This is a genomic window from Endoryza foliicola (genome assembly GCF_050589245.1).
Taxonomy (GTDB): Bacteria; Bacteroidota; Bacteroidia; order Chitinophagales; family Chitinophagaceae; genus Endoryza; species Endoryza foliicola.
In genome coordinates, this window is the sequence record NZ_JBOBEW010000002.1 from 626,864 (window position 1) to 643,147 (window position 16,284).

A 16,284-nucleotide genomic window follows, 5' to 3' on the forward strand; every position below is an offset into this window, starting at 1 on the left:
TCAGATTTCGGGAAAATAATTTTTTTCGATTGGCGAAATTCTCGCTTTCAACTAATTTTACGATTCAATTAAAACTCATGGCATATTGGTTGGTAAAGTCGGAGCCGTTCAAATATTCTTGGGATCAGTTCGAAAACGATAAACAAACCTTTTGGGATGGGGTTCGAAATTACGCTGCCAGAAACAATCTTCGAGCCATGAAAAAAGGCGATCTTTTGCTTTGGTATCACTCTAATGAAGGCCTCGAAATTGTTGGTGTAGCCAAGCTTGTAAAGGAAGCCTATCAAGATCCTACAACGGAGGAAGAAGCTTGGGTAGCTGTAGATGTAAAGCCGCATAAGAAGCTAAAAAAGCCTGTATCACTCGCACAAATCAAAGCAGACGCTCGTTTGCAACAAATGGCGTTGGTTCGCCTCGGAAGACTCAGTGTACAGCCTGTAACCAATGAAGAATGGGATGTGATTATGGAACTCGCGGGGGAACAATAAAGCTTATTAGGTTTTTTTTAACACTTGTTTTTGGTGACAATCTTCTAATTCTAGCATCAATAGTTAGTGGTTTGTTGCAACAGCCTAACGATCTAGTATAAACTCACAAAAACAAGTTGTATGAAAAAAGCACTATTCGCTATTGCGATATGTATAGCCGTTGTTGCATGTAATCAGAAAGAATCAAAAAACTCACAGGTAGCAGACTTTGCTGCTCCGGTTGCTGACTCCGCTTTCCAATCAAGCCCACCTGAAGATCAAAAAAGAGAAGAAGTTAATAAGATTCCTCAGTCTTCAATACCATTAGAGAAGAAAATCGTTAAAACCGCAACCATTACTGTTGTCACTGATAGTATTGAAAAATTCAGGTCTTATCTTAAATCAACAGTTGCCAAGGTTAACGGCTATTTCAGCAACGAAAATTTCAATCAGAATTCAGATACTCGTAGTTTACAAATTGTTGCAAAGATTCCCGTTGATCAGTTTGATCAGTTCATTGAAAATGCGCTGCAGTATGATTTAAAAGTAGAACAGAAATCAATAACAGCTGAAGATGTAACCGGCGAATTCAGAGATGCTAAATTGATGGCTGATACAAAAAGACAAGTTAGGCTCAGATACTTGGATATGCTATCCAAAGCCCGCAATGTTGCTGAAATGTTGGAGGTGCAAAACGCCATCAATGCCGTTCAGGTAAACATCGACATGTATCAAGGAAGAGCGCTTTATCTCACTCAAACCGCTGCCTATAGCACACTAGATATTACGGTTAAAAGCAAGTTCGAAAACAGTGAAAACAGTGCTTGGCTTAAATGGAAACAAGCATTTTTAAATGGTTTGAATGGAGTAGCTGCCTTTACTCAAATACTCTTAACTCTTTGGCCCCTATGGGTAGTACTTGGCATTTTTTATCTTGCATTTAAAAAGTACACACGCAAGAATTCAATAGCATCGAAATCATAAATTCTTGCGTAATTTACTGTACATATAACTTATATGAGTAAAAGGAAGTTAGTGGTTTTAACAGGTGCCGGCATCAGTGCCGAAAGTGGATTGAGAACATTCCGCGATAGCGATGGTTTGTGGGAAGGATACAATGTAGCCGATGTTGCTACCCCTAGAGCATGGAAACGAGATCCGCAATTGGTGCTTGATTTTTATAATATGCGCAGAAGAGATGTTTTACAAGCTCAACCAAACGAAGCACATTTTACTTTGGCAAGAATGGAACAAGATTTTGAAGTAACTATCATTACTCAGAATATTGATGATTTGCATGAAAGAGGCGGTAGCACCGAGGTGCTGCATTTACATGGTGAAATATTGAGAATGCGCAGTGAGGCAGACGAATCTTATCGCCAAGAAATTTATACCGATATTGCTTTGGGTGATTTGGCACCTGACGGATACCAGTGGCGCCCCGACATTGTTTGGTTTGAAGAACCGGTACCAATGATAGAAGAAGCCATTCCTATTATACAATCAGCCGATTTTTTCGCTGTAGTTGGTACCTCCTTAGTAGTATACCCTGCTGCCGGATTACTTAACTACGCATACCATAGTGTCCCTAAGTTTATTGTTGATAAGAAAGTACCACAAACCAGGCAAATTAGCAATCTGACTATCATTGAACAGCCCGCAACTATAGGAGTGCCGTTACTACATCAGTTTCTACTGGAAGCAATAAAATAGAAACTACCTAATTGAATGCTGTTCCTCAAATATTATTCCTTCCTTTTCAAGTTCAGCTAGAACAGGCAGGTAGATTTCAGGTACCGTAGGTATGTACAGCCCTCTTAATGCGATTTTTTGCTGCAGTAACATTACTGCTGCAATTCCGAGAGGAAGTCCAACTGTTTTCGCCATTGCAGTCATTACCGGATCTTTTCCTTTTACAACCAACGAACTTGTTAATTGGTGGGTACTACCATTTAATTCATATTCAAATTCATGAAGCATTACAATCATGTCTTTATCGAACTGTTCCAGCTTCCATTTTGTTTCCAAAACGAATTGCATATAATCCAATGCAGTAAATGCACCTTTCATTGGCAAACGGTCGTCTTCTAAAAGATCTAAATAATTGATGAGCTCTTTCAATAGAGAATCCTTTGCGTTTGAAGAAAGAACAGCATGAAATTCGTTTTCTATGTCAAAATTTGCCAAGTGTTTTTTGGTAAACGACTTAACAGTTACAGCGTTCGAGTCATATTTGATTGACTCATCTGTAAAGTTCCAATCGATCAGCTGTTTCCAGCCTTTGTTAAAAGAAGGATAGCGCAGGGTTGTTCTAATAAAGTTGGAGACTTTTTCGAGTTGATACAACGGCATATAGCTTAGCGAATCTCGATTCGGATACCAACCTAATTCACCAAGACCCGGAATTGATACTCTGTTCTTCGCATCAAATAAATCTTTGTAGTCTTTTGTGATCGATTCCCCGTTTTCCAGATATACAGCGCCGGCTTTGCCTGCCATTACGATGTTTCGGGGGTTCCAACTGATCTTGTAATGCCATGGGTTATTATCCGATTCAGGAGCCACCAGTCCTCCGCAATGCGACCTAAACGTAGTAATTTTTCCTCCGGCTGCTTTGATCTCATCAATGATTTTCATGGCACTCATGTGATCGATACCCGGATCCAAGCCCATTTCACACAAGAAAAACAACTGCTTGGTGGTGATTTTATCTTCAAGTAGCCTTATCTTTTCATCTGTATAGGAGGCTGTGAGAAGATGTTTTTCTAAATCAACACAATCTTCAGCAATCTGCACATGAAGATGAGGAGGCATCATGGAAATAACTACAGAAGCTTTTCGAATCAAATCCCTTCGTTCTTCAGTTGCTTCTATGTTCAGCTGTACAACAATTGTATTCGGAGATTTTACTTTAGACTTTGCTAATTCAATATTGGCGTCTGCAACGATAAAAATCCATCCATTCTTATGCGATTGAATTTCTAAATACTCAATTAAGCAAGAAGCCGATTTACCGGCACCAATCAATACAATTGTTTCCATAACAAGCATCATTTCTGTCTACCGCAAGTTAAAAAAAAAGCACCGTCATATGACGATGCTTGCATTTATAATTGCTGTTTTTAGTTATTCCCCACTGTTTTGAGCCACTGCATTGTCGGATGCTGAAATACGATCTAAACGGTAATTGATCTTAACACCACGACCTGATTTCGGTATTTCAAGTTCTCTTTGTTCACCGGCTTTCAACGACTCTGCATTTATTTTCTGTTCCTTAACTATTCTCCCTTCAGGGCCCAAATACTGCACAGCTACAACAACCGACGACAAAGGAAAACTGCTATTATTTGAAACCGTTATTTTTAAATTCGAGATTCCACCAAGAACGCCTACTTTATAATTGTTCGCCTGTAATGTTACTAATTTCATCAATTGTTCTTCTGAAGGAGCTACAAATTTTTTCACTGCCACTCGCTCTTCTGCAACAGGAACTGAAACGGTGTTAGTAACAATAGGATCTTGTTGTACTGGTAACGAAGGGGTTGTTTTCCCGGTTGCTGACTTCCTTTTTATCGGAGCAGCTGTATTTACAACCATGGAAGCTGCTGCTTCTGACGCGGAGGCAACGTCCTCTGCAGATACTAAAACAGAATCATTCGGTGCAGTTGTTGGCGCATTTTGATTCAAGTTCTCAACTGGAACGGGTTTTGTTGTTTCAGTTGAATGTTGTGATGCAAGTAAAGCCGCCAATTTTTCTTGTTCAGACTGTTGTTTAACATTGCTTACCAAATATCCTATAATCACACCACCAATAAGCAAACAGGCGGCTAATGCACCACGAATGAGCCGCCTAGTGGTTCTTTTTCCGCTTCGAATAGTATCGGCGGTTTTTTCAGGCGCTTCCGCAAATTGATCTATAAGATTGTTATAACGAATTTCATCTCGAGTTGCTGAATCTACTTTGAATTCAGGTGTCTTTTCCTGTTTTGGAACAGGAGTGCTCACTACAATGGGCTCAATTTTTTTCGTTGTTCTATTTGCTGGCATCGTTACAAATACTTTTCTCGGGCTTACTTCCGCAGATGCCGAAGTAGTGCGAGACAGGATTTGCTCTTGCTGCTGTGTTATAGTGGGGGGTGTCGATGTCTCTTTCTTAAAGAATCGATCAAAAGGTTGTTCCTCCACAATAGGAGCAACACCTGCGAACTCCGGGAGCTCACCGGGATAGCGCCAACCTGCACTTTTCCCTTCAACCCAAATCAAATCATAAGGCTTGAAGCCTTTAGTAATAAGTTCTTCTGCCGTAAAAGGGCCAGTTTCCTTATTGTTCCGCAATAAACGATACCGATTCATAAACCTTCTTTTTGTTCAGTTAAGCACAGTTTTCTAGAGGATATATCGGAACAAATCGGTTAAATCAGAGGATGGAATAGTTAAAATAGGAGGTATACGGCATTAATAATTAAGCGAATATAATGCCAGATTTTGTTGTGATTTCGCTATAAAAGTATACTGCAAAAAATCAAAATGCAAGCGTTTTTGGGTATTTAATTTCTGTTCATATCTCGTGGATAAATGAGGGTAATTTAGGGAGCATTCAAACTCGTTTTATCGATTGAAAATGATAGATTTGCGTGCTTCTCCGAGGTGGAGATTTTTAATGAAAAAAAGAAGCTGAAACAGTCTATGGAAGAGCAATTCAAACCGGAAGAAACCAACGATCAAAATCGGATCATTCCGGTAAATATTGAAGAGCAAATGAAAACGGCCTATATCGACTATTCCATGTCGGTAATTGTTGGTCGTGCCTTACCTGATGTGAGAGACGGTTTAAAACCGGTTCACCGCCGTATCTTGTTCGCAATGAATGAGTTAGGCATCAATTCAAACAAGCCTTACAAAAAGTCGGCACGTATCGTAGGAGAGGTACTGGGTAAGTATCACCCCCATGGAGACGGCGCAGTATACGATTCTATGGTGCGCATGGCTCAAGAATGGAGCATGCGCTATACGCTGGTAGACGGTCAGGGTAACTACGGAAGCCAAGATGGTGACGGGCCTGCCGCCATGCGTTATACCGAAGCCCGTCTTCAAAAGTTTGCTGAAAGCATGCTAATGGATATCGACAAAGAAACAGTAGATTTTCAATTGAATTTCGATGATTCTTTGGAAGAGCCTACAGTACTTCCTACACGAATTCCGCAACTTTTAGTTAATGGTTCCAGTGGTATTGCCGTAGGTATGGCCACCAATATTCTTCCACACAACCTCACTGAAGTTATTGATGGATGTGTTGCTTTTATTGATAACCGCGAAATTACTATTGAAGAACTGATGCAACACGTTAAAGCCCCTGATTTCCCAACAGGAGGCATCATCTTCGGGATGGAAGGCGTGAAAGCAGCAGCGCACTTTGGAAGAGGACGTGTAGTACTAAGAGGTAAACTAACAGTTGATACTAAGTCGAGTGGGAGAGAGCAAGTTATCATTACAGAAGTTCCTTATCAAGTTAACAGAGACAACCTCTGCGATCGTATCGGTCAATTGGTAAACGATAAAATTATCGAAGGAATCGCCCACGTTAACAACGAGTCTAATAAAAAAGAAGGTACTCGTATTGTTTTAGATTTAAAGCGTGATGCGATTGCCAATGTTATTATCAACCAACTTTATAAGCACACAGAGCTTCAAACTTCTTATGGTATCAACAACGTGGCGATTGTAAAAGGTCGTCCACGCACGCTGAACTTGAAAGATATGATTTCTGAATTCGTTGAGTTCAGACATGAAGTGGTTGTTAAACGCACAAAATATGAACTTCGCGAGGCTGAGAAGCGCGCTCATATTCTGAAAGGTTATTTGATCGCATTGGATCACCTTGATGAAGTTATTGCGATGATTCGTGCCTCAGCGAACCCTGAAGCAGCTAAAGATAATTTGATCAACGCCGGTTGGGGACTCGATGAAATTCAAGCCAAAGCAATTTTAGAATTGAGATTGCAACGTTTGACCGGAATGGAGCGCGATAAAATAAAAGAAGAATTTGATGAATTGATGAAGTTGATCGCGCACCTGAATGAGCTCTTGTCAAACGAAGGAATGCGCTACGATGTTATTAAGGGTGAATTGTTGGAAGTGAAAGACAAGTTTGGTGACGTTCGTAAAACTGAGATCACTTACCTTGATAATGAAGTTCGCATCAAAGATTTGATCAAAGAAGAAGATGTTGTTATCACAATCTCTCATCTGGGATACATTAAACGCACGCCTGCAAGTGAATACAGACAACAAAGGAGAGGAGGTCGTGGTGCAATAGGTGGAAAAACAAGAGAAGAAGATTTCATTGAGCATCTGTTCGTGGCGTCTACCCACCATACCATGATGTTCTTTACTGAAAAAGGACGTTGCTATTGGCTAAACGTTTATGAAATTCCTGAAGGCGATAAAACCAGCAAGGGCAGAGCCATTCAGAATATCATTCAGTTACCGCCGGATGACAAAGTAAGAGCCATCTTAGACGTAAAAGACCTAAAAGACGAAGAGTTTGTAAAAACACATAATATCGTACTTTGTACTAAGAAAGGAATTATTAAGAAAACTGCGCTGGAAGAATTCAGCAGACCACGTCAAACAGGTGTAAATGCCATTACCATTGTTGAAGGCGACGAATTACTGGAGGCAAAATTAACCGATGGTACATCTGAAGTAATGATGGCCGTAAAGAGCGGAAGAGCCATCCGATTCAACGAAGAGAAAGTACGCGCTACCGGAAGGGGGGCAATTGGTGTTGCCGGCATTGAGGTGGATGACGAAAACGACGAGGTAGTAGGCATGGTTTGTGTAAATGAATCAGAAAAAGCATCTCATACCATCTTGGTTGTTAGTGAAAAAGGCTATGGAAAGCGCACCCAAATTGATGAATACCGTGTCACGAACAGAGGAGGCAAAGGCGTTAAAACCATCAGTGTTACCGATAAAACAGGATCTTTGGTAGGAATTTTGGAGGTGAATGAAAAAGAAGATCTAATGATCACTTGCCGAAGTGGGGTTACCATTCGGATGCCGGTGATCGGTATTAGCGAACAGGGTAGAGCTACGCAAGGGGTTAAGTTAATAAGACTTGATGATGAAGACGAAATAGCGGCTATCACTAAAATGGAGGAGTTCCAGGATCCTGCACAGGAAACTGCAAAGGTTGAAGGTGTGCCGGAAGAGCCGACCGCTGACGCAAGCGAGGACAATGCAACGAATCCTGATCCTTCACCGTCTGATGAATCAAATCCGTCATAATGTTTTTTTATATAAAAAGTAACACATGAAAAAATCACTCTTCATTGCTTCCATGTTACTGGTAACTATTGGATTGCAAGCACAAAAATTGGACAAGGCTAAGAAATACCTAGAGGACAAGAAGCTGGCTGAGGCAAAAACGGAAATCGAGAATTTCCTGGCTATTGATAAAAACAAACTCAACGCAGAAGCCATCTACGTTAAAGGAAAAATCTATTTAGCGATTTCTAAAGATGCTGCTTTAAAAGGTTCACAACCTGATGCTAAAGACATCGCGTTTGAAGCTGTTAAGCAATACAGAAGCCTTGAGGCTCAAAATGTAAAAGATACCACCAAGCGCTATATGTCGATGATGTTAGACAACAACTATCCATTATTTGATCTCTACAAAGACTACAGTGCAGATGGAGCTACTTTTTACAATGCTAATAATTTCAACGATGCCCTGACCAATTTCGGAAAGTGCGTAGATGTATTTACATATTTGCTCGATTCGAAATTGATTCCTGCAATGTTTGATACAACTACAGTATTGTACACAGGAATTTGTGCAGAAAAAGCACAAAAGCCGGATGTTGCCGCCAAATATTATGGAATGATCGCTGAAAAGAAAATCAAAAGCGAAGGATTTCTTGATATCTATAAATGGCTGACTGATTTCTATAGCCGCAAGGATGATAAAGCAAATACTGAAAAGTACTTGAATTTAGGTCGTTCTGTATATCCAACAGACTCTTTCTGGGATGCATTTGACTTAGAAAATGTTCGTGAAAAAGGCAGCAAAGAAGACTTGTACAAAAAATATGAGGAAATCATTGCCAGAAATCCAGACAATGTAAACTTCGTGTTCAACTATGGAGTGGATTTGTACCAAGCAGGGTATGATCCTGAAGTTTCAAAAAGACCAGGTAATTCAAAAGAACTCATTGCCAAAGCATTGGTTTATTTTAAGAAAGCGGTTGAATTGAAGCCTGATTTTGCAAACGCAAACATGGTAATTGGTCAGTTGATTTACAATGAAGGCGTAGACATCAACAACGTAAATAAGACCATCCGTCCACAGAACGGTCAAAAGTTGAAGCCTGAGGAATTGAAGAAAAAAGACGAATTGAGAAAAGAAACGGCTAAGAAATTTGAAGAGGCGTTGCCTTATTTTGAAAAAGTAGAAAAAGCATTGGATTCACAAGCGAAGTTGAAAATGGATGATAAAACCATTCTTAAAGAATGTTTTGATACAATGATTATTATCTACGAAACACTCGATAAAAAAGAGAAGGCTCAAGAATACACCGATAAATACAACGGGGTAGATAAGAAGCACTAATCAACGAAATAGGAGATTTGTTCTCTGTAAAAAGGCATCCAAGAGGATGCCTTTTTAAATGCAATTATTCTTTTAATAATCTATTTAACATAATATAAATTATAAGAATTATTCCCGTGAATTATTTGACTTTCAATTGAATATGCCAATCATTTCCGGAGCCAATTCCAAAAGCCTTTGAATAATCACCCATATTAAGTGCAATCGAAAATTCCATTAAACTGTTGAAATAAACCAAGGGCATTTGATCAGGAACTTCACCAAAAGTATGCACCAATTTTGCGGAGTTCTGATGCACCAAACTGTCTTTAAAGAAAATGGAATACGAAACTGAATCGCCATATTGAATACCATGATCTAAAATCATTTTTGCAGGAATATTCGTCCAAATATTTCCGTATTGAACGTCTAATACCGGAATGGTTCCTTCCAAAATACCGTTCGAATAGTTTGGTGCTTTGTACGGAAGCCGAACAATGCTTTCTTCGAATAAAGGGCCCACTTCTTCAAAAGATATGGTTTTGGAGGCCAATCGAGCAGCTGTATAAGCATAAACATCACGGCCATGAAATGTATACGATGCTCCGCTGTTTTGCCTGCGATTTTTGGCTTCATCAATTAAACGAATGCTCGCTATTCCCATCGATTTTTCAATTAGCGTAAGCGTTCCATTATCGGGTGTAACCACATATTGCCCCGATTTAGTTAATGCCACTACGCTACGGCGATCGGTTCCAACACCCGGGTCAACTACAGATACAAATACAGTTCCTTTTGGCCAATACTGAATGGATTGATCTAATCGGTAGGCCGCTTCCCAAATGTTGTAGGCAGGTATTTCATGGGTGTTATCATACAAACTTAGATCCGGGTCAACACTGGTTGCAACGCCTTTCATAGCGCTTACAGCACCGTCTTTTAGCCCGAAATCTGTTTGGAATACAACAGCCGATTTTTTTTGTGTACATGCCACAGTTCCCAAAGCACCTATCAAAAAAACAAGATATAGAAGTTTCATAAACTCATTATTGAGCTAAATTTACTGCTAACCTTCTTGTTATGAAAATAGATTTTGAACAGTTGATTCTGGCAGAGCATTCAAAATTGCAGGCAAATAAAATAAAACAAGCCGTATTGGATCACCCAGATCAAATGAAAGATTTTATGAGGGCGTTTTTTAATGGCGAGCCAAAAATAGTTCAGCGCGCGGCTTGGCCACTTAGTTTAATTGCCGAAGAAAATCCCCAATTAATCCGCCCGTATTTCGGAAAGCTAATGAAGTTGTTACATGATGAATCGCAGCATCCCGCCATTCCCCGTAACATTACCCGTCTATTTCAATTCGTAACCCTACCGGAGAAATATCAGGGTGAATTGATGGATTACTGCTTCAAGTCAATTTTAGATTTAAAAGCTGCAGATGCAGTGAAAGCAAGTGCCATTACAATACTTGATAATCTTTGTAAAATCTATCCGGAGATCCGATCAGAATTGGTTACAGCCTTAGAAACCCAGTTTCAATACGAAGGCCCGGCATATCAAAGCCGGGCCCGTAAAGTTCTTCAAAATTCAAGGCGCTAAGCCCTCATAATGTCTTTTATTTTAATTGAAGTAGACTTATTAAACTCCTTGAATACCAGTCTCAAAGATTGATCGTAAGTAATATAACTATACAGCCAATTCAAGAAAACAAATAAGCGGTTTTTGATGCCTAGAATGAGCATTAAATGCAAGCCCATCCAAATCAACCATGCGAAAAAACCTTTGATATGTCCTTTGTTGCCGGGGAAATCAACCACAGCTAAATTCCTACCCACCGTAGCCATTGCTCCCTTATTTTTATACTGAAAGGGCTGCTCCTCTCCTTTTACGATTGCCTTAAATATGGCATCCGCTTGTTGTATGGCAACCGGTGCCACTTGTGGGTGACCGGAAGGATATTCAGTCGTTTCCATGTAAGCGATATCACCAATGGCGTAGACATCTTTTTGATTCAGCACCCTATTGTAAGCATCAACTTTAATTCTGTTCCCCCTTCCTATTAAACCGGGTTCAATGCCTTCAGGAACGTTTCCCTTGATGCCTGCTGCCCAGATAACCAGTCTAGAGGGTATTTGTCGGCCGTCTTTTAACTCAACTGTATGCCCATCGTAATCAGTAACCAAGGTATTCGTCAGAACTTTAACGCCCAGTTCCGCTAGGTATTCCTGACTGTGTTTAGATGATTTTGCACTCATTGAAGACAATGTTTTGTCTGAGCCTTCCAGTAAGTAGATATTCATCTTCGAAAAATCAATTTCAGGATAGTCCTTAGGAAGCACATAAGTCTTCATTTCCGAAATGGCTCCACTCAATTCAACACCGGTTGCGCCACCCCCTACAACAACAATATTCAAAAGCTCTGTTAATTGAGTTTCGTCTTTTGCCATCACGGCTTCTTCGAAGTTTTGGATCAAGCGATGTCTAATCTGCAAAGCTTCTACGGTAGATTTCATGGCAAAGCCAAAGCTTTCGATTTTGCTATTATTGAAGAAGTTCGTATCCGCTCCTGTGGCAATAATGAGTTTGTCATAGGAAACTTTTCCAAACTCTGTCTCCAGTTCTTTCTGAGCCAAATTCACACCCAGAATTTCTCCAATTCGAATTCGGACATTTTTGCTGTTATGAAAAACCTTTCTAAGCGGGAAAGAGATATTGCTAGCATCTAAGCCTGCTGTAGCTACTTGATAAAAAAGAGGCTGAAATTGATGATAGTTATAACGATCTATCAGAAGTACTTCTACACCGGAACGATTATTAAGTCGGCGGGCCAATCGCAATCCTGCAAACCCGGCACCCGCTATTACAATCTTCATAGTAAATGATTACACCACAAATTTATACAATTTTCAATAATTACTGAAAATTGTATAAATTTATTTCTCTCTTTTACTTAAAGATTTGATTATCAATATTATATTAGTAAAGTAAGCGTACTTTAATAGTCTCTTTTACCGACTTTAGCAAGTTAAAAGCGGCAGTTGAAAGCTTTTTATCTACATCCAACACCACATAACCGATTTCATCATTAGTTTTTAGGTATTGTGAGAGGATGTTGATTTTATGAGACGACAATTGTGTGTTTATTTCAGACAAAACACCGGGTACATTCTTATGAATATGTAAGATTCGGTGTGTGCCTTCCAACAAAGGCAAGGCAATTGGAGGTACCGTATGAGAACCCGTTGTCATCCCGGTTTCCAAGAATTGATACAATTTGTTGCTTACATCTTCACCAATGTTATGTTGGGCTTCCTCAGTTGATCCACCGATATGTGGAGTCAGAATCACATTTGGAAGGTCTTGAAGTGGAGTTTGAAATCGGTCTCCGTTCTTCTCTGGTTCCCAAGGATATGTGTCAACTGCAGCTCCGGAAATTGTTCCCTCAAGAATAGACTTACGAAGGGCATCTAAATCAACCACCTCTCCCCTTGCATAGTTCAATAAGATTGCACCTTTCTTGAACTGCTTTAAGGTTGTTTTATTGATCATGTTTTTGGTAGCAGCTGTTTCCGGTACATGAAGCGTAATTATATCAGCAGCGTTAAGTACTTCTTTTAGTGACTTTTTTGGAATAGCATTGCCTAAAGGAAGTTTGGTAACTGTATCATAGAACATTACTTTCATGCCCAAGGATTCTGCCATCACGCTTACTTGAGACCCAATGTTACCGTAGCCAATAATCCCTAATGTTTTTCCGCGCAATTCATAACTTCCTTTTGCATCTTTCATCCAAATACCTTCATGAGCTGCTTTATTTTTATCAGGTATCCTTCGTATAAGCATGATCGACAATCCAATAACCAACTCAGCTACTGAACGCGTATTACTATAGGGAGCATTGAAAACTGTTACTCCTTTCTTGGTTGCGGTCTTTAAGTCAACCTGATTTACCCCAATGCAAAAACACCCAATGGCTTGAAGTTTGGTAGCAGCATCTAAAACCTTTGCAGTAATTTGGGTTTTAGAACGAATTCCCAATAAATGAACATCTTTCACTTCCTTGATCAGTTCGTCTTCAGAAAGGGCACCACTAAGTTTACGAACGTTCGCATAGCCACCTTCTTTGAAATTTCGAACGGCGGCATCACTGATATTTTCTAGAAAGAGAATGTTAATCTTTTCTTTGGGATAACTGGTACTTTTCTTGTCGGTCATTGTTGTTTGCTTTACAATTTTCTGTGCTGCAAAGATGAGCCTAAAAAATGAATTGAAAAAACGAAGATGTGTTCGCGCTTACAATCATTCGTATTATTTATATTTGCATAAATCTTATTGTTAAACCGCTCAACTAAGTTCCTGTTGAAAGCCACTATTTTAAGTGCTGTAGCACTGTTCCTTTTGTTGTCTTGTGCCGGAGGTGCTGTTAAAGACCCAGTTCCTGCCAACCCAGTTGTATCCTTGTCTGCTGCGAAAGATACCAATGTAACGTTCGATCCTGCCGTATTACAACGCTATCAAAATGAGATCAAAGCTTTTGCTGATAAACTTACTTCCAAAGGAAACTTCAATGGCTCATTGCTAGTGGCAAAGGATGGTCAAATTCTATTTGAATATTACAAAGGTTTTATCTATTACAAACGGAAAACAGATACGATCACTTCTACTTCGGCCTTCCATTTAGCTTCTGTTAGTAAAACAATAACAGCAACGGCTGTCCTAAAATTATGGCAGGAAGGAAAAATTGGGATCGACCAATCCGTTTCTGCGGTGCTACCAGGTTTTCCTCTTCCTAAGATTACCATTCGCTCTTTGTTAAACCACAGAAGTGGTTTACCAAATTATGTTCATTATATGGAGCAATTGGGCTGGGATAAAAAACGTCGAATAACCAATAAAGATGTTTTTGATTTTATTGTGAACCACTATCGTGAAATTGATATTGCTTCTTGGAACACAAGGTTTAACTATTCCAATACAAACTATGCTCTTTTGGCGTTGATCGTTGAAAAAGTTTCAGGGCAAACCTTTCCTGACTATGTGATGGAAAATATTTTCATTCCACTTGGAATGAGTAATTCATACGTATTTACGCCACAAGATAGTGCTACTGCGATGCCAAGTTACTACTACAGCGGCCGTCAATATGCATTCGACTACTTGGATTTGGTTTATGGCGATAAAAATATCTACAGTACTGTACAAGATTTGTACAAATTCGATCGTGCACTTTCTACCAATAAAATTTTAATGCCCGCAGCTTTAGAAGCAGCGTACATGCCTTATAGTTTCGAAAAAGCTGGCGAGCATAATTATGGTTTGGGGTGGAGAATGAACTTGCTAAAGAATGGCAAGAAAATAATTTATCACAACGGTTGGTGGCATGGCAACAGAACTTCCTTCTGTAGGTTGTTAGATGAAAATGTTACCATCATCGCACTTTGTAATAATGACTCAAAGTCTATTTACTCTGTAAAAAAGATGTCGGATATTTTTGGTCAATACCTTCAAAAACTTGACAGCGAAGACGATGAAAATACGCCTACAGTAGCACCTGTTAAAAGAAAGACAGGGGCAAAAAAGGCAGTAAAAGCAAGAGCGAGAAAGGCGTCAACATCGAAGAAAAATGTAACAGTATCAAAGAAAACCACTGTTAAGAAAACAACCACTAAGACCAAAACAGCGGCTACGAAAAAGAAGAAGTAAGCTCTAAATCTCAAGAATGAACTAAATTACACAACATGGTTATTCTTGAATCGAATCAGATACAAGCATGGGATGCATTTACTGTTTCTTCACAGCAAATTCGTTCATTCGATTTGATGAAGAAGGCGGCAAAAACTTGCGTGGATTGGATATCGGCGAACCTAAGCTCGTTAGATCAGTTTTATATTTTCTGTGGTAAGGGTAACAATGGCGGTGATGGCCTGTTAATAGCAAATGGCCTCTCTGAAATGGGTCTTTCTGTTGATGTATTTATTCTTGAATATGGAAAGATAGGAAGCCCCGACTTTCAAGAAGCACTTCAACATTCTCACGATCAGAAAATTAATCTTCACTATATCTCTTCGCAGGAAGCAATTCCAAAGATACCGAAAGATGTTTGTGTAATAGATGCGTTGTTCGGTATTGGACTGAACCGGCCACTTGATGATCTTGCAGCTGAGATTGTTCAACAAATAAATGTCAGTAATGCGGTTGTTGTGAGTATCGATCTTCCTTCCGGGATGTATGCAGATACAATCAATCAATCAAACTTGAGCATCAGAGCTCATCATACCCTTTCTTTTGGTTGTCACAAACTGGCTTTTCTCCACGCAAGCGCTGAATCGAAAATTGGCCAATTGGCAATTCTCGATATTGGATTGGAAACAAGTTTTCTTGAAACCATTGTTTGCAAGTATCGATTCGTAGATGCTCAACTTGCAAAAGAGATTTATAAACCTAGAACTGCGTTTAGCCACAAAGGTCACTATGGGCATGCGCTTTTAGTCGCCGGAAGTGAATCGATGCCGGGTGCAGGGGTAATTGCTGCGAATAGCTGTGTACGAACAGGTACAGGTAAAACAGATTGGTGGAGTCCTTTGATGAAGACCGTTCCCAATACTATCCTTCCAGAAGTTATGCTTCCCTCGGAAGTTCTCAGTAAAAACGAGCGTTATAGTGCAATTGCAATAGGCCCCGGATTAGGTATGGCAGATAATAGCAAGAATTTATTGATGGAACTTTTATCGTTTCAGTGGAATCGAATGATACTGGATGCCGACGCATTGAATATTATCAGCTCAAAACCTGAACTCTTAAAAATGGTTTCTAAAGAAGCGATACTTACTCCTCATCCCAAAGAGTTTGAGCGATTGGTTGTTGCGTTAGGAATAAGTGCTCCTACCCCATGGGCTCAATTAAAAGAATTGGCGAGAATCAGTGGATGTATTGTTGTTTTGAAAGGCCGCTATAGTATGATTGCAAGCCCAGAGGGGAATACCTATATAAATACAACCGGAAACCCCGGATTGGCAAAGGGCGGTTCGGGTGATGCTTTAACCGGAATCTTGTTAGGTCTGCTAAGTCAGCCCTCATATCAACCCTTTGAAGCTGCAATTTTAGGAGTGTATCTTCACGGAAAAGCAGCCGATTTGGCACTTGAAAGCCAATCTCAGGAAAGTCTAATTGCCTCTGATCTAGCGAATTATATTGGAAAAGCTTTTAAGGAATTCGCATAAA

13 protein-coding genes are annotated in these 16,284 nt (G+C 39.8%); 8 read left to right on the plus strand and 5 right to left on the minus strand.

What is annotated here, in order from left to right; genetic code table 11:
• Window positions 1-77: 77 nt before the first annotated feature.
• From ACQ2HE_RS06890 to ACQ2HE_RS06900, 3 genes are all read left to right on the plus strand, one after another.
• Window positions 78-488 (plus strand): EVE domain-containing protein, encoded by a 411-nt coding sequence (locus tag ACQ2HE_RS06890; protein ID WP_430897086.1) that lies wholly within the window; start codon window positions 78-80, stop codon window positions 486-488.
• Between the two features lie 120 nt (window positions 489-608).
• Complete coding sequence (locus ACQ2HE_RS06895) at window positions 609-1,451, plus strand: DUF4349 domain-containing protein (RefSeq protein WP_430897084.1); 843 nt, start codon at window positions 609-611, stop codon at window positions 1,449-1,451.
• 33 nt (window positions 1,452-1,484) lie between these two features.
• The gene (locus tag ACQ2HE_RS06900; RefSeq protein WP_430897082.1) at window positions 1,485-2,180 is read left to right on the plus strand and encodes an SIR2 family NAD-dependent protein deacylase; all 696 of its coding nucleotides are present in this window, start codon (window positions 1,485-1,487) and stop codon (window positions 2,178-2,180) included.
• Window positions 2,181-2,183: 3 nt separating this feature from the next.
• Here the strand turns inward: ACQ2HE_RS06900 and ACQ2HE_RS06905 are convergent, their stop codons facing one another.
• Together ACQ2HE_RS06905 and ACQ2HE_RS06910 are read right to left on the minus strand one after the other, a co-directional pair.
• The gene (locus ACQ2HE_RS06905; RefSeq protein WP_430897080.1) at window positions 2,184-3,509 is read right to left on the minus strand and encodes a saccharopine dehydrogenase C-terminal domain-containing protein; all 1,326 of its coding nucleotides are present in this window, start codon (window positions 3,507-3,509) and stop codon (window positions 2,184-2,186) included.
• An 84-nt stretch (window positions 3,510-3,593) separates the two neighbouring features.
• Window positions 3,594-4,820: a hypothetical protein gene (locus ACQ2HE_RS06910; RefSeq protein ID WP_430897078.1), complete on the minus strand. Its 1,227-nt coding sequence runs from the start codon at window positions 4,818-4,820 to the stop codon at window positions 3,594-3,596.
• 333 nt (window positions 4,821-5,153) lie between these two features.
• Here ACQ2HE_RS06910 and gyrA point away from each other — a divergent pair, with 333 nt between their 5' ends.
• Window positions 5,154-7,757, plus strand: coding sequence for a DNA gyrase subunit A (gene gyrA / locus ACQ2HE_RS06915; protein WP_430897076.1), 2,604 nt, complete (start codon window positions 5,154-5,156; stop codon window positions 7,755-7,757).
• Between the two features lie 25 nt (window positions 7,758-7,782).
• Window positions 7,783-9,081 (plus strand): tetratricopeptide repeat protein, encoded by a 1,299-nt coding sequence (locus ACQ2HE_RS06920; RefSeq protein ID WP_430902428.1) that lies wholly within the window; start codon window positions 7,783-7,785, stop codon window positions 9,079-9,081.
• 121 nt (window positions 9,082-9,202) lie between these two features.
• On the opposite strand, the gene ACQ2HE_RS06925 is transcribed toward ACQ2HE_RS06920, so the two are convergent.
• On the minus strand, window positions 9,203-10,099 hold the full coding sequence (locus tag ACQ2HE_RS06925; protein ID WP_430897072.1) for an SAM hydrolase/SAM-dependent halogenase family protein: 897 nt from the start codon (window positions 10,097-10,099) through the stop codon (window positions 9,203-9,205).
• 41 nt (window positions 10,100-10,140) lie between these two features.
• Between ACQ2HE_RS06925 and ACQ2HE_RS06930 the strand changes: the two genes are divergently transcribed.
• Window positions 10,141-10,662, plus strand: a complete 522-nt coding sequence (locus tag ACQ2HE_RS06930; RefSeq protein ID WP_430897070.1) for a hypothetical protein — start codon at window positions 10,141-10,143, stop codon at window positions 10,660-10,662.
• Here the strand turns inward: ACQ2HE_RS06930 and ACQ2HE_RS06935 are convergent.
• Together ACQ2HE_RS06935 and serA are read right to left on the minus strand one after the other, a co-directional pair.
• A complete protein-coding gene (locus ACQ2HE_RS06935) occupies window positions 10,659-11,936 on the minus strand; it encodes an NAD(P)/FAD-dependent oxidoreductase (RefSeq protein WP_430897068.1) in 1,278 nt (425 codons plus the stop codon). The two genes, ACQ2HE_RS06930 and ACQ2HE_RS06935, sit on opposite strands and share 4 nt — an antisense overlap.
• A 103-nt stretch (window positions 11,937-12,039) precedes the next feature.
• On the minus strand, window positions 12,040-13,278 hold the full coding sequence (gene serA, locus ACQ2HE_RS06940) for a phosphoglycerate dehydrogenase (protein WP_430897066.1): 1,239 nt from the start codon (window positions 13,276-13,278) through the stop codon (window positions 12,040-12,042).
• Between the two features lie 144 nt (window positions 13,279-13,422).
• Here serA and ACQ2HE_RS06945 point away from each other — a divergent pair, with 144 nt between their 5' ends.
• A complete protein-coding gene (locus ACQ2HE_RS06945) occupies window positions 13,423-14,766 on the plus strand; it encodes a serine hydrolase domain-containing protein (RefSeq protein WP_430897064.1) in 1,344 nt (447 codons plus the stop codon).
• A gap of 35 nt (window positions 14,767-14,801) precedes the next feature.
• Window positions 14,802-16,283, plus strand: a complete 1,482-nt coding sequence (locus tag ACQ2HE_RS06950; RefSeq protein ID WP_430897062.1) for an NAD(P)H-hydrate dehydratase — start codon at window positions 14,802-14,804, stop codon at window positions 16,281-16,283.
• The last annotated feature ends 1 nt before the right edge of the window (window position 16,284 follow it).

Bases quoted from the DNA above. Each gene is read 5' to 3' on its own strand.
- ACQ2HE_RS06890 (WP_430897086.1), top strand. From the start codon at position 78: ATGGCATATTGGTTGGTAAAGTCGGAGCCGTTCAAATATTCTTGGGAT.
- ACQ2HE_RS06895 (WP_430897084.1), top strand. From the start codon at position 609: ATGAAAAAAGCACTATTCGCTATTGCGATATGTATAGCCGTTGTTGCA.
- ACQ2HE_RS06900 (WP_430897082.1), top strand. From the start codon at position 1,485: ATGAGTAAAAGGAAGTTAGTGGTTTTAACAGGTGCCGGCATCAGTGCC.
- ACQ2HE_RS06905 (WP_430897080.1), bottom strand. From the start codon at position 3,509: ATGGAAACAATTGTATTGATTGGTGCCGGTAAATCGGCTTCTTGCTTA.
- ACQ2HE_RS06910 (WP_430897078.1), bottom strand. From the start codon at position 4,820: ATGAATCGGTATCGTTTATTGCGGAACAATAAGGAAACTGGCCCTTTT.
- gyrA (WP_430897076.1), top strand. From the start codon at position 5,154: ATGGAAGAGCAATTCAAACCGGAAGAAACCAACGATCAAAATCGGATC.
- ACQ2HE_RS06920 (WP_430902428.1), top strand. From the start codon at position 7,783: ATGAAAAAATCACTCTTCATTGCTTCCATGTTACTGGTAACTATTGGA.
- ACQ2HE_RS06925 (WP_430897072.1), bottom strand. From the start codon at position 10,099: ATGAAACTTCTATATCTTGTTTTTTTGATAGGTGCTTTGGGAACTGTG.
- ACQ2HE_RS06930 (WP_430897070.1), top strand. From the start codon at position 10,141: ATGAAAATAGATTTTGAACAGTTGATTCTGGCAGAGCATTCAAAATTG.
- ACQ2HE_RS06935 (WP_430897068.1), bottom strand. From the start codon at position 11,936: ATGAAGATTGTAATAGCGGGTGCCGGGTTTGCAGGATTGCGATTGGCC.
- serA (WP_430897066.1), bottom strand. From the start codon at position 13,278: ATGACCGACAAGAAAAGTACCAGTTATCCCAAAGAAAAGATTAACATT.
- ACQ2HE_RS06950 (WP_430897062.1), top strand. From the start codon at position 14,802: ATGGTTATTCTTGAATCGAATCAGATACAAGCATGGGATGCATTTACT.